Origin of the sequence: Streptomyces sp. C (assembly GCF_000158895.1) — a bacterium.
Classification (GTDB): Bacteria; Actinomycetota; Actinomycetes; order Streptomycetales; family Streptomycetaceae; genus Streptomyces; species Streptomyces racemochromogenes.
The window spans coordinates 6,799,798-6,812,781 of sequence record NZ_GG657750.1; the positions used below are offsets into that span (position 1 = coordinate 6,799,798).

10 protein-coding genes and 2 pseudogenes are annotated in these 12,984 nt (G+C 74.0%); 8 read left to right on the forward strand and 4 right to left on the reverse strand.

Annotated elements, in window-relative coordinates; translation table 11 throughout:
* The 4 genes and pseudogenes from SSNG_RS42480 to SSNG_RS30560 form a co-directional block, all read left to right on the forward strand.
* Positions 1-252, forward strand: a pseudogene (locus SSNG_RS42480) (hypothetical protein); the annotation flags it as partial.
* Positions 253-277: 25 nt separating this feature from the next.
* Positions 278-2,320 (forward strand): SpoIIE family protein phosphatase, encoded by a 2,043-nt coding sequence (locus SSNG_RS30550; protein WP_241695153.1) that lies wholly within the window; start codon positions 278-280, stop codon positions 2,318-2,320.
* A 238-nt stretch (positions 2,321-2,558) separates the two neighbouring features.
* Entirely contained in the window at positions 2,559-3,419 is an 861-nt protein-coding gene (locus tag SSNG_RS30555) for a DNA-formamidopyrimidine glycosylase family protein (protein ID WP_007267809.1), read from the forward strand.
* Between the two features lie 138 nt (positions 3,420-3,557).
* Entirely contained in the window at positions 3,558-3,938 is a 381-nt protein-coding gene (locus SSNG_RS30560) for a hypothetical protein (RefSeq protein ID WP_007267810.1), read from the forward strand.
* Positions 3,939-3,963: 25 nt separating this feature from the next.
* On the opposite strand, the gene SSNG_RS30565 is transcribed toward SSNG_RS30560, so the two are convergent.
* Together SSNG_RS30565 and SSNG_RS30570 are read right to left on the reverse strand one after the other, a co-directional pair.
* Complete coding sequence (locus tag SSNG_RS30565) at positions 3,964-4,464, reverse strand: hypothetical protein (protein WP_042802352.1); 501 nt, start codon at positions 4,462-4,464, stop codon at positions 3,964-3,966.
* Positions 4,465-4,662: 198 nt separating this feature from the next.
* The gene (locus SSNG_RS30570) at positions 4,663-5,196 is read right to left on the reverse strand and encodes a sigma-70 family RNA polymerase sigma factor (protein WP_042802354.1); all 534 of its coding nucleotides are present in this window, start codon (positions 5,194-5,196) and stop codon (positions 4,663-4,665) included.
* A 372-nt stretch (positions 5,197-5,568) separates the two neighbouring features.
* Between SSNG_RS30570 and SSNG_RS30575 the strand changes: the two genes are divergently transcribed.
* Positions 5,569-6,771 (forward strand): CapA family protein, encoded by a 1,203-nt coding sequence (locus SSNG_RS30575; RefSeq protein ID WP_007267813.1) that lies wholly within the window; start codon positions 5,569-5,571, stop codon positions 6,769-6,771.
* A gap of 15 nt (positions 6,772-6,786) precedes the next feature.
* Here SSNG_RS30575 and SSNG_RS30580 read toward each other — a convergent pair whose 3' ends face one another.
* The gene (locus tag SSNG_RS30580) at positions 6,787-7,248 is read right to left on the reverse strand and encodes a universal stress protein (protein WP_007267814.1); all 462 of its coding nucleotides are present in this window, start codon (positions 7,246-7,248) and stop codon (positions 6,787-6,789) included.
* A 60-nt stretch (positions 7,249-7,308) separates the two neighbouring features.
* Here SSNG_RS30580 and lysX point away from each other — a divergent pair, with 60 nt between their 5' ends.
* Both lysX and SSNG_RS30590 read left to right on the forward strand, forming a co-directional pair.
* Entirely contained in the window at positions 7,309-10,611 is a 3,303-nt protein-coding gene (gene lysX, locus SSNG_RS30585) for a bifunctional lysylphosphatidylglycerol synthetase/lysine--tRNA ligase LysX (protein ID WP_007267815.1), read from the forward strand.
* Positions 10,612-10,702: 91 nt separating this feature from the next.
* Positions 10,703-11,572 (forward strand): polysaccharide deacetylase family protein, encoded by an 870-nt coding sequence (locus tag SSNG_RS30590; RefSeq protein ID WP_042802356.1) that lies wholly within the window; start codon positions 10,703-10,705, stop codon positions 11,570-11,572.
* Between the two features lie 57 nt (positions 11,573-11,629).
* Here SSNG_RS30590 and SSNG_RS30595 read toward each other — a convergent pair.
* Positions 11,630-12,293 (reverse strand): annotated as a pseudogene (locus tag SSNG_RS30595) (class F sortase).
* 353 nt (positions 12,294-12,646) lie between these two features.
* Between SSNG_RS30595 and SSNG_RS42485 the strand changes: the two are divergent.
* Positions 12,647-12,984, forward strand: a 338-nt coding sequence (locus tag SSNG_RS42485) for a hypothetical protein (protein ID WP_007267818.1), incomplete at its 3' end; no start/stop codon positions are given.

Sequence of the window (12,984 nt, forward strand, 5' to 3'; positions counted from 1 at the left end):
GTCCCCGGCGGCGGCCTGCCCCCGTCCGACGGCCCCGCCGCCACCCCGCCCGACGCGGGCGGCGACCTCCCGAGCGACCTGCCGGGCAACGTCCCGCCCGACCAGGCCCCGACGTACACCCCGGACGACGGACCGGGCACCGGCGGCACCGATCCCGCCCTGCCCCCGGACGCGGCCGATCCCGCCGCCCCGGACGGCTTCCCCGACGGGCAGCAGGTCACCGACCAGCCCCCGTACCTGGAGAGCGCCTGACGCCGCGCTGTGTCATGGTGGACCGGTGCCGAGCACCGTATCGCTGCCGGAGGACTGGCCCGCACACGCGGACCGGTCCCTGTCACTGAACCGGATGGGCAGTTTCGACTGGGACCTGGTCACCGGGCTCATGCACATGGACGCGGCGGCCCTCGACGTCTTCGACACGACCCCGGACGAGTACGACGGACGGCCGGGATCGCTCTCCCCGCGCGTCCCGCCCGCCGAGTCCGCCCGGCTCGACGCCCTCGTCTCCAGCGCCCTCAAGAGCGGCGTCGACACCTACGGCGCGTACTTCCGCATCCGCTGCCGCGACGGCGGCCTGCGCTGGACCCACACCCAGGGCCGGGTCATGCGCGGCCCGGACGGCCGCCCGTACCGGATCATCGGCATCGTCCGCGACGCCACCGAGGAGCTGAGCCACTCCGCCGAACGCCTCGGCCTCGACGAGGAGCGGCAGCGCCAGACCACCGTGGTCGAGAGCACCACCGCCGCCCTCGCGCACGCCCGGACCGTACGCGACGTCATCGACGTCATCGGCGACGCCCACGGCCTGGAGCGGCTCGGCTCCATGGGCATGGTGATGGGCCTCGTCGAGGCCGGCCGGATCCACCTGGTGGCCGAAGGCCCCGCCGACAGCTTCGTCCCCGGCACCCGCTACACCCGCATCGACGAGCAGTACCCGATGAGCGAGGTCGTCCGCTCGCTCCAGCCCCGCTTCCTCGACTCCGCCGAGGAGTTCGCCGAGGGGTACCCCGACCTCTGGTCGAAGATCTCGGACATGAGGATATCGGCCGCCGCCTACCTGCCGCTGATCGCGCAGGCCCGGCCGATCGGCGCGATCGGGCTGCTCTACCAGGACAAGGACGGCTTCACCCAGGACGAGCGCAACCTGCTCGTCGCCCTGGGCAGCAGCATCGCCCAGAGCCTCCAGCGCGCCATGCTGCTGGAACAGGAGCACGACCTCGCCGAAGGCCTCCAGCAGGCCATGCTGCCCCGCCGGATCCCGGACGTACCCGGGGCCCAGATCGCCGTCCGCTACCGGTCCGCCCGGATGGGCAGGGACATCGGCGGCGACTGGTACGACGTCATCCCGCTGCCCGGCGGCCGGGTCGGCGCCGTCATCGGCGACGTGCAGGGCCACGACACCCACGCCGCGGCCGTCATGGGCCAGCTGCGCATCGTGCTCCGCGCGTACGCCGCCGAGGGGCACTCCCCGGCCACGGTGATGGCCCGGGCCTCGGTGTTCCTGTACGAACTGGACACCGACCGCTTCGCGACCTGCACCTACGTGGAAGCGGACCTCTCCACCGGTGTCCTCCAGCTGGTCCGCGCCGGCCACATCGACCCGCTCCTGCGCACCCGCGACGGGGAGTGCCGCAGGCTGCCGGTGGAGGGCGGGATGCCGCTGGGCCTGTCGGCGGAGTTCGGGCGGCTGGAGTACCCGGTGACCACCGTGGAGCTGGACCCCGGCGAAACGCTCCTGCTGTGCACCGACGGACTGGTGGAACTGCCCGGCGCCGACCTCGACGACGGCGTCAGCCTGCTGACCTCCGTGGTCAAGGGCGGCCCGGCCGACCTCCAGCGGCTCGCCGACCGGCTGTGCGAGGTCGTCGACGACCGGGGCGGCGACGACGACATGGCCCTGCTCCTGCTGCGCCGCCAGGGCGAGGACACCCGGCCCGGCGGCGGCCGGCTCCAGCAGCACGTGGCCCCCGGGGACCCCGAGGCGCTCGTCGCCGCCCGGCACATGATCGGCGCGGCGGTCCGCTCGTGGGGCGCGCGGGAGCGTGCCGACGAGATCGAGCTGGTCGCGGACGAGCTGATCGTGAACGCCCTGATGCACACCGACGGCCCCGCGATCGTGACCCTGCGCGTCCTGGGCGGCCCGGAGCGCCGGCTGCTGGTGGAGGTGGAGGACCGCTCCAGCGCCCTCCCGCGCCGCTGCGAGCTGGGGGAGTCGGGGTGTTCGGGCCGGGGCCTGATGCTGGTGGACCGCTGCGACGTCTGGGGCTGTGAGTCCCGGGCCAGCGGCAAGTTGCTGTGGTGCAAGTTCGTGATGGGCTGAACTACGGCCCGCCCCCCGGCCCCGCGCAGGCTTCCGCGGGGCCGGGGGGCGGGCCGTTCCCGGCTCGCTGCCACCCCGGGCCGGGCCGCGCGGACGCATGCAGCCCAGGCCCCGGGCCCCGGGCCACCCCGGGCCGTTCCCTTCGCGGGGCGCCCCATCCGGGCTCCGGGTCGCGGATCGCGGCGCCCCGGGCTGCTTCCGGGTCGCGCGGCGCCGGGCGGGGCCCCAGGCTGGGAGGGTGCCCGAGTTGCCGGAGGTCGAGGCCCTGAGGGAGTTCCTCGACGAGCACCTCGCCGGGCGGGTGGTCGAACGCGTCCTCCCGCTCGCCGTCAGCGTGCTCAAGACGTACGACCCTCCCCCCGCCGCCCTCGAAGGGCAGCCCGCGGGCCCCGTGGCCCGCTACGGCAAGTTCCTCGCCCTGCGCGTCGGCGGGCTCCACCTCGTCACCCACCTGGCCCGGGCCGGCTGGCTCCGCTGGCGCGAGGAGTTCCCCGCGCAGCCGCCCCGCCCCGGCAAGGGCCCGCTCGCACTGCGCCTCGTACTGGAGGGCGGCGGCGGCTTCGACCTCACCGAGGCGGGCACCCAGAAGCGCCTCGCCGTGTACGTCGTGCACGACCCCCAGGAGGTCCCGGGGATCGCCCGCCTCGGCCCCGACCCGCTCGCCGACGGCTTCGGCCGGGAGGCCTTCGCCGCGCTGCTGGCCGGGGAGCGGCGGCAGATCAAGGGCGTGCTCCGCGACCAGAGCGTGATCGCCGGGATCGGCAACGCGTACAGCGACGAGATCCTGCACGCCGCGAAGGTGTCGCCGTTCAAGCTGGCCGCCTCCTTCGACGAGGAGCAGGTCACCCACCTGTACGGGGCCGTGCGGGACACCCTGCGGGAGGCCGTCGAGCGGGCCCACGGGCTGGCGGCGCAGGACCTGAAGGCCGAGAAGAAGAGCGGGCTGCGGGTCCACGGCCGCGACGGCGAGCCCTGCCCGGTGTGCGGGGACACCGTCCGCTCGGTGTCCTTCGCGGACTCCTCGCTCCAGTACTGCCCGACCTGCCAGACCGGAGGCAAACCGCTCGCGGACCGCAGGCTCTCCCGCCTCCTCAAGTAGCCGCACAGGGCGAAGGACCGGCTACGCCCAGTACGAGGTCTTCCGCCCCGCGCGCCGAGAGCACGCACCGGACCCCGCGGGGCCCGCCCTCCGGGCGGACGGCGCCACTTCGCGGACACCCCCGTAGACTCCGGCACCATGGCCGAGCAGCAGCCGCCGCCCCGGCGGGAGATCGTCACCGGCGTCCCGCGCGGCGCGCGCCGCCGTCCGCCCGCACACACCCCCGCCCGCTCGGAGATCTCCGAGCAGACCAGCCTCGGCGCCACCTACGTACGGGCCCTGATGCGCAGCCAGCTGCGGGCGGGGCTGGGGGCGCTGGCCGTGCTGGCCCTCGTGCTCGGGCTGCTGCCGCTGGCCTTCCTGCTGCCCCGGCCGGCCGCGGGCCCGCTGGTCTGGGTCGCGCTCGGGCTGGTGGCCTACCCGGTGATGTGGCTGATCGCCCGCTGGTACGTGGGCCGGGCCGAGCGCAACGAGGCCGACTTCACGGGCCTGGTGACGGACCCGGCCGAGTCGGCTTAGGGCCGGCCCGGACCGGCCCGGACCCCTAGAACAGGTGCATCGCCAGGTGCCCCAGCGGCAGCCCGAGCTGCCAGGCCGGGGTCCAGACGCGGGCGTTCTCGTCCAGGGGCGGCGGGGTGTCGGATCCGCCGTGCCGGCCCGGGTCGAGGTTGGTGGCGAAGAGCTCCGTGTGGTCCAGCCAGCGCCACGCCGCCCGGGCCAGTTCGAGGTCCGGGTCCTCGCCGCGGCCGCGCTCGCGGGCCTCCTCGCCCAGCGCGAGGAACCGGGTGTGGACCCAGTCGCGCCAGGGGTGCCCGTACGCCGTCAGGGAGAGCCACTCGTCGAGCTGTGAGACCACCCGGATCCCGGACAGTTCACCGGCCGCGTCCGAGAGGTAGATCGTCAGCGCGAGCGTGTCGCGCCCGGCCCGGAACTCCAGCGTGCCGGCCGGGATCAGCCGGCCCGTGCGCAGCAGCTCGTCGGCGATGTACTCCGCGTAGAGCCACGCCATGGGAACCGCCAGTCCGCCGTCGCTGGTGCCGTTCATACCCTCGGGCTGCACCGTGCCACCCTCTCCCGCGTGTCGAGCCTGCCGCCGTCATCCCCGAGCCTTCACCGGACGGCTCGCGGGGCGGGGGATGTTTACTCAACTTGCACGGACTGGTGCCGATATCGGTGTGCTCCGTGTCCGGATCGTGCGCATCGCGGGCGTTCCTTGAGTGTTTCTCCACCACCGCCGCGGCGCTCAGGCGCCGAGGCCGTACCCCTGGAGCCCCTTCCGCAGGGCGCGCAGGGCGTAGTAGGTGCGGGACTTGACCGTGCCGGCGGGTATGCCGAGCTCCGCCGCGGCCTCGGCCACCGAGCGGTCCTGGAAGTAGACCTGCATCAGGACGGCCCGGTGCTCCGGCCCCAGGCTGCCCACCGCCCGCCGGACGTCGATCGCCGTGACGGACCCGGCCACCGCGTCCTCGGGGGCCGGCGCCTGCTCCAGACCGTCGGGGTCGACCTCCTGCGGCCGCGACAGCCGTGCCCGGCGGGCGTCGATCGCCAGCCGCCGCGCCACCGTGAACAGCCACGGCCGCATGGACTCGTGCCCGGTCGTCAGCACCTCCGGGTGCTGCCAGACGCGTACCAGGGTCTCCTGGACGAGGTCCTCGGCCCGCTGCGCGTCCCCTGCGGTGAGGCCGAGGAGGAATCCGAACAGGGCCCGCCCGTGTTCGCGCTGGAGTTCCGCGAGCGCCTCGGGTTCCGTGCGCTGGAGGGTGGGGGAGGGCGACACGACTGGCTCCTTCCGGGTCCGGGGTCCGCCGGCTGCCGGGCCGCGGGCCCGCACTGCGGGCCGGGCCTGGCCGCGCGCCGGGCCGTGGGGCTCGGGCCGTGGGCCCGGGCCGGGGCCCGGGCTGTTGGCGTCCCACTCACCCTCACCTGCACGGAGCCGCCCGGGAACCGTCCGGCGGGGGCGTTGCGCCCAAGGCCCCGGGTCGTCCGGTGGGCGGCCGCGCCGGGCGACGAACGGTCGAACGGCACGGCGAACGGCCATCGGCCGTCGGGGTGGCGCACGGCCGGAGGGCGGCGCCGCTCCTTGACTTGGAAGCCCTTCTCCTATGGATTTCGGTTGATCCGACAGTCCTATGAACGGGAGCTGGGGCAGATGACCAAGAGCACGCGGCGGGCCCTCGCCCTGCTGACCGCCCTGCTGCTCCCGGCGTCGGCGGCGGCCTGCTCCGCCACCGGGGACCGGGCCCCGGCCCGCCTCGGCTCCAGCGCCGCCGGAGCCCCCGCCGGAACGGCCCCGGCCACCCCCTCCGCCGCCCGGGGCTTCACCCTGGTCGCGAGCGGGGACGTACTCCCGCACACCTCGGTCATCAAGCGCGCGGCGGCCGACGCGGGCGGCGACGGGTACGACTTCCGGCCGATGTTCTCCAAGGTCAAACCGGTCGTCGCGGCGGCCGACCTCGCCCTGTGCCACATGGAGACCATCTACGGCGAGGACGACGGCCCCTTCAGCGGCTACCCCGCCTTCGTCTCCCCGCCCACCGTCGCCGACGCCCTCAAGGACGCCGGGTACGACGGCTGCTCCACCGCCTCCAACCACACCCTCGACGACGGCGCCGAAGGGCTCAAACGCACCCTCGACCGCTTCGACGAGGTCGGCCTCGGCCACGCCGGTTCCGCCCGCACCGCCGCCGAGGCGGCGCGGCCCACCCTCTACACGGCGGGCTCCGCGAAGGTCGCGCACCTCGCCTACACCTACGACACCAACGGCTACCCCCTGCCCGACGGACAGCCGTGGGCGGTCAACCTGATGCGCCAGGACAAGATCCTCGCGGACGCCCGCGCGGCCCGGAAGGCAGGTGCGGACGTCGTACTGGTCAGCCTCCACTGGGGCACCGAGTGGCAGACCGAACCGGACGGGACCCAGCTCTCGCTGGGCAGGGCGCTCACCGCCTCGCAGACCGGCGGACGCCCCGACATCGACATGATCCTCGGAACGCACGCCCACATCCCGCAGGCCTACGAGTTGGTCAACGGGACCTGGATCGTCTACGGGATGGGCGACCAGGTCGCCGGCGAGATGTTCAACCACTCCGGCGCCCGCGACATGCGCGGCAACTACGGCTCCATCGCCCGCTTCACCTTCGCCCCGCCCGCCGCCCCCGGACAGCGCTGGCAGGTGACCGGGGCCGAGTTCGTCCCGCAGATGATGGACCTGTCCATCGGCAGGGTCGTCAACCTGCCCGCCGCCCTCGCCGAGGACCCGGGCGACGAGGAGTACGAGAGCGCCGACGAGGCCGTCACCGAGGCCGTCCTCAGCCGCGGCGCCGCCGAGGACGGCCTGAAACGCGCCCGGTAGCGGGCAGCGGGAGGGCTACGGGACGACCGTCACCGGCCAGCGTCCCGCCTTCACCAGGCGGACCGCGACCGAGCCCACGATCCGGTGGCCGGCCTGCTCGGAGGCACCCACCACCACCGCGTCCGCCCGCAGCTCCTCCGCGGCGCCGACCAGGCCCGCGTAAGGGTCGCCGCGGAAGGTGTGGAACTGCCAGCGCACGTCGAAGACGCCCTTGAGGCGCTCGGCCGAGGCCCGGATCTCGGCCACCAGTCCCTCGGCGATCTCCCCGGTCGTGTCCGCTACCAGCGCGCCCAGGGCGGCCCCGGCGGCCGGCACCGGCTGGACGTACACCAGGGCCAGCAGCGCGTTCTGCCGCCGGGCCAGCCCCGCCGCGTAGGCCGCCGCCCGGAGCGAGGACTCCGAGCCGTCAACCCCGGCGAGGATCACCTTCGGCCCGTCGGTGCCCCGCTCGAATCCCGTGCCCACGTGCTCCGTCACCCTCCCGAGGCTATCGGGTTCGGCGCGCGGACCGGCGCGGCCCTCCCTACAGTGCCAAGCATGAGTGCCACGCTGGAGGAGACCCGGGGGACCCGCAACCGCTTCCTGCACCGGGTCCCGGACGCCTTCGGGGCGTTCTTCGGGACCCTGGGCCTGGTGTGCGCGCTGCTGGCGCTCTCCCCGACGCTGCGCAGACTGCTGCGGCCCGTGGTGCGCTTCCTCGACGACTTCGTGGTGCCGGTCAGCGAGAACCTCGCGTACGCCGTCTTCCTCTTCCTCCTCGCCGCCGCCCTCGGCACCCGCAAGAAGATCGCCTGGTGGATCGTCGTCACCTATCTGGCCCTGCTGATCCTGGTCGACCTGCTGATCATCGCCGACGGGGACTTCTGGGTCGGCGGCCCCTCGATGGTCCTCGCGGTGGCCGCCCTCGGCGTCCTCGTCGCCGCCCACAAGGAGTTCTATGCGGCCTCGCGCCCCGGCGCCGTCTGGCGGGCCATGCTGGTGCTCGGCCTCGGGCTGCTCGGCGCCGTGTTCCTCGGCTGGGCGCTCGTCGCGCTCTTCCCCGGGACCCTGCCCAAGGGACAGTGGCTGGACTGGGCCGCCAAGCAGGTCTTCGGCGGGCTCTTCTCCGCCCGGCAGTTCGACGGCCGCCCGCCCCGCCCCCTCTACTTCCTGCTCGGCCTGTTCGGCGCCCTCGCCCTGCTGAACGCGGCCGCGACCCTGTTCCGCTCGCAGCGGCTGACCGCCGCCCTGCACGGGGACGAGGAACCCCGGATCCGTGCCCTGCTGGGCGCATACGGACGGGCCGACTCCCTCGGCTACTTCGCCACCCGGCGCGACAAGGCCGTCGTCTTCGCCCCGAACGGCAAGGCCGCCGTCACCTACCGCGTCGAGGCCGGCGTCTGCCTGGCCAGCGGCGACCCGGTGGGCGACCCGGGCGCCTGGACCCCCGCCATCGACGCCTGGCTCGCCGTCGCCCGCCGCCACGGCTGGCAGCCGGCCGTCATGGGCGCCTCCGAGGACGGGGCGACCGCGTACGCCCGCTCCGGCCTGAGCGCCCTCCAGCTCGGCGACGAGGCCATCCTGCACGTCGCCCACTTCGACCTCGACGGCCGCGACATGCGGGTCACCCGGCAGGCCGTCAACCGGGTCAGGCGGACCGGCGCCACCACCGTCATCCGCCGCCACTCGGCCCTCACCGAGGAGGAGATGCGCACCATCGTCGACCGGGCCGACCGCTGGCGCGACACCGAGACCGAACGCGGCTTCTCCATGGCCCTGGACCGGCTCGGCGACCCCGAGGACGGCGACTGCCTGCTGGTCGAGGCCTTCGACGCGGGCGGCGAGCTGATCGCCCTGCTCTCCTTCGTCCCCTGGGGCAGGGACGGCATCTCCCTCGACCTGATGCGCCGCGACCGCGCCGCCCCCAACGGGGTCATGGAGTTCATGGTGGCCGAGCTCTGCGCGGCCGCCCCCGGCCTCGGCGTGCGCCGGATCTCCCTCAACTTCGCCGTGTTCCGCTCCGCCTTCGAGGAGGGCGGGCGGATCGGCGCCGGCCCGGTGCTCAAGCTGTGGCGCCGACTGCTGCTGTTCTTCTCCCGCTGGTGGCAGCTGGAGGCCCTGTACCGCTCCAACGTCAAGTACGGCCCCGAGTGGTACCCGCGCTTCCTCTGCTACCAGGACGCCGGCTCGCTGGCCCGGGTCAGCCTCGCCTCCGGCATCGCCGAGGGCTTCGTCTCCGTACCCAGCATGCGCAAGCTCTGGGGCAACGGCCACGCCAAGGGCCTCACCGCCCCCGCAAACACCGCCGGGCTGCCCTCCATCGACTCGCTGGGCCTGGACCTCGTCGGCGAGGACGGCGACCGGGCCCCCGCCGAGCGGATGCCCGAACAGGTCCGGGTCCGGCACGCCAAGCTGGAACGGATCCGGGCCGCCGGAACGGACCCCTACCCGGTCGGCATCCCCCAGCGCACCCACACCGCCGCCGCCCTCCGGGCCGCCCACCCCGGCCGCACCCCCGGCGCCCGCACCGGCGAGCGCGTCACCCTCGCCGGGCGGGTGATGGTCGTGCGCGACCTCGGGGGCGTGGTCTTCGCCGTACTGCGCGACTGGACCGGTGACGCCCAGCTGATGTTCACCCGCGACGAGTCCGGCCCCGACGTGCTGGACGCCTTCACCTCCCAGGTCGACTTCGGCGACCACGTCGTCGCCACCGGCGAGGTCGGCGCCAGCCGCAGCGGGGAGCCGTCCGTCGTGGTCGGCTCCTGGCAGCTCACCGGCAAGTGCCTGCGCCCCCTGCCCGACAAGCGCAAGGGCCTGGCCGACCCGGAGGCCCGGGTCCGCCGCCGCTACCTCGACCTCGTCGCCAGCCCCGACGCGCGGGATGTCGTACGCGCCCGCTCCAGCGCCGTACAGGCCCTGCGCCAGGGGCTGCTGGACCGCGGCTACCTGGAGGTCGAGACCCCGATGCTCCAGCAGATCCACGGCGGGGCCAACGCCCGGCCCTTCCGCACCCACATCAACGCCTACGACCTCGACCTCTACCTGCGCATCGCCCCCGAGCTGTACCTCAAGCGGCTGTGCGTCGGCGGCATGGAGAAGGTCTTCGAGATGGGCCGCACCTTCCGCAACGAGGGCGTCTCCTACAAGCACAACCCCGAGTTCACGATGCTGGAGGCCTACCAGGCCTTCGCCGACTACGACGTGATGCTCGACCTCACCCGGGAGCTGATCCAGGGCGCCGCCACGGCCGCCTTCGGCTCACCCGTGGCGCACAAGGCCGGCCCCGACGGCAAGCTCGTCGTCCACGACATCTCCGGGCCCTGGCCGGTCAAGACGATGTACGGGGCCATCAGCGAGGCCCTCGGCGAGGAGGTCGACGCCGACACCGAAGAGCAGGTGCTGCGGGTGCTGTGCGACCGGGCGGGCGTACCGCACGGCCCCGACGACACCCGCGGGGACGTGGTCCTGGAGATGTACGAGCGGCTCGTGGAGGAGCGGACGAAGCTCCCCACCTTCTACAAGGACTTCCCGACCGACGTCTCCCCGCTCACCCGGCAGCACCGCAAGGACCCCCGGCTGGCCGAACGCTGGGACCTGGTGGCCTTCGGCACCGAACTCGGCACGGCCTACTCGGAGCTGACCGACCCGATCGAGCAGCGCCGCCGGCTGACCGCCCAGTCGCTGCTGGCGGCGGGCGGCGACGCCGAGGCGATGGAGCTCGACAACGACTTCCTGGACGCCCTGGAGTACGCGATGCCGCCCACCGGCGGACTCGGCATCGGCGTCGACCGGCTGGTCATGTTCCTCACGGGCCTCACGATCCGCGAGACGCTGCCGTTCCCCCTGGTGCGACAGGGCTGATCAACGGAGTGGCTGGTCCGAGGGGGTGACGGGGGCGGGGTGCGTCCGCGCCTCTCGACATCTCCGGCGATCTCGTTGATACGTAGTAATAATGAAAAATGACGAGCCGACAGTGGGGCGACGCGTGCTCCTGCGTACCGCCGTCTTCCTCGGAATCGCCGCCGCCTCCGGACTGCTCAGCGCCGGCGAGGACGGCCCCCGGGGCGGGGCCACGGCCGGCGCCCCCGGCCCCGGCACCCCCGCTCCCGCACCCGGAGCCCCGGGCCTGCGCCCCGAAGGGCCCCCGGACAAGTCCTACCGGCTGCGGCCCATGACCGCCGAGGCACCCGCCCGGCCCCCCGCAGCCAAGCCCGCCGTCCGCACCCGGCCCATCCTGGAGCTGCCCGCCGGGCCGGACACCGGCAACGCCATGGTGCTCACCTTCGACGACGGCCCCGACCCCCGCTACACCCCCGCCATCCTCGACACCCTCGCCCGGTACGGGGTCCGGGCGATGTTCTTCGTCTGCGGGGAGATGGCCACGGACAACCGCGACCTGCTGCGCCGGATCGCCTCCGAGGGCCATGCCATCGGCAACCACACCTGGACGCACCCGCTCATCCCCAGCCTCTCCCGGTCCGCCCTGGAGGCCGAGATCGGGCGCACGAGCGAGGTCGTGCACCAGGTCGTCGGGCAGGCCCCGCTCTGGTTCCGGGCGCCCTACGGGGCGTGGAACCGGGCCGCCTTCGAGATCGGCGCCGACCTGAACATGGAGCCGTTCGCCTGGACCGTGGACACCCTCGACTGGAAGGAGCCCGGGAGCGCCACGATCATCTCCCGGGTGCTGTCGGGCGCCGGGCCGGGGGTGGTCGTGCTGAACCACGACGCCGGCGGCGACCGTTCGCAGACCGTCAGGGCGCTGGAGGCGTACCTGCCGCAGCTGATCGGGCGCGGCTACCGGATGACGCTGCCGACCCGTTGAGGCCCGCGGCCCGGCCCGCTCCCGCCGCGGGAGCGGGCCGGTCGGTGGATCGCCGCGTCAGCGGGCGGCCACCATCCGGGCGAAGACGACCACGTTGCCGTCGTAGCCCTTGGCCTTGGAGTAGCTGCCGCCGCAGGTGATCACGCGCAGCTCCGGGTGGCCGGTGTCCCCGTACACCCGGGAGCCGGGGAAGGCCTCCTTCGAGAACACCTCCACGCCGTACACCTCGAAGACCGCGGTCCGCCCGTCGTAGCGCTCCACCTCGACGCGGCTCCCCGGCTTGAGCGAGCCGAGGCCGTAGAAGACCGCCGGGCCCTGCGCGTTGTCCACGTGGCCCACGATCACCGCGGACCCCTGCTGGCCCGGCGAGATGCCGTTGAGGTACCAGCCCGCCAGGTTGCGGTCCTGCGGCGGCGGGGCGTCGATCCAGCCCTGAGCATCCAGTCCGACCGTCATCACCGGCGCGTCCACGTTGATCGCGGGAATCCGGATGCGCTGCACCGACGAGTGCTCCAGCACCTCCAGATCCGCCGGCGGCCTGGGCGCCCGGGCCGGCAGGTGGTCCGCGCGCGCGACGGCCCGCCGCGGCGGCCGGCTGCGGCGGGCCTTCCGCGGCGTTCGCCCCGTTCCTCATCATGGCGAGGCCGCTGAGCATGACCAGCGCGAGCGCTCCCCAGGGGGAGCGTCTCCTCGGCCGCTGCTCGCACTCGTCCTCGGTCATGGCTCTCCCTTCCCGACGCGGGGGTCCCGACCCGCGTTCCAGTCCCTCCCCGGTACGCCCTTCTTCACGCACGCTAAGGGTGCGCGCGCGGGACGGCGATCGGGGAAGGGCGAACGGGTGGTCGCGTCCGGTCGGGGTGCGCCCATCCAGGTATTCGTCACATAAATGCCTGACGGCTCATGACCTGCGGATCCGTCAGATGATCAGTGCGCGCTTCGGCGTGTCGCTCAACCGGGCGGCCCAAAGGCGGAAATGCGCTGGTTGCACGGTGGCCCGAGGGTTCGTGATGGGAGGCGTTCTCGTCGATCTGCCCGGGCCACCGCTCCGGGGCGCTTCCCGCTGGAGGTTCCACCATGCGTGTTCTGCGCGCTCTCACCGTGACGGCGGCCGCCTGCGCCGCGATCGGTCTCAGTGCCCCGTTCGCCGCCGCGAACTCGCCGCAGGGCGGCGGCAACGGGCCCAGCAACGTCACCGTCAACCCGTACTCCGTGCACCAGGGCGCCTCGATGCAGGTCAGCGCCGCCGGCTGCGGCCACGGCGGCACGGTCTGGTCGAACGGCAACTTTCCGCAGACCAACCTCTCGGCCGGCTCCATCGGCTTCGCGACCGTCCGCATCTTCAACCACGCCTCGCCGGGCAACCACACGCTGTCCGTCAAGTGCCACGACAACAGCCTCGTCGCCACGCACCG

What these genes read in the sequence shown, in the direction of transcription:
- SSNG_RS30560 (WP_007267810.1), top strand. Translation starts at nt 3,558, where the DNA reads ATGGCCGAGCAGCAGCCGCCGCCCCGGCGGGAGATCGTCACCGGCGTC.
- lysX (WP_007267815.1), top strand. Translation starts at nt 7,309, where the DNA reads ATGAGTGCCACGCTGGAGGAGACCCGGGGGACCCGCAACCGCTTCCTG.
- SSNG_RS30590 (WP_042802356.1), top strand. Translation starts at nt 10,703, where the DNA reads ATGAAAAATGACGAGCCGACAGTGGGGCGACGCGTGCTCCTGCGTACC.
- SSNG_RS30575 (WP_007267813.1), top strand. Translation starts at nt 5,569, where the DNA reads ATGACCAAGAGCACGCGGCGGGCCCTCGCCCTGCTGACCGCCCTGCTG.
- SSNG_RS30565 (WP_042802352.1), bottom strand. Translation starts at nt 4,464, where the DNA reads ATGAACGGCACCAGCGACGGCGGACTGGCGGTTCCCATGGCGTGGCTC.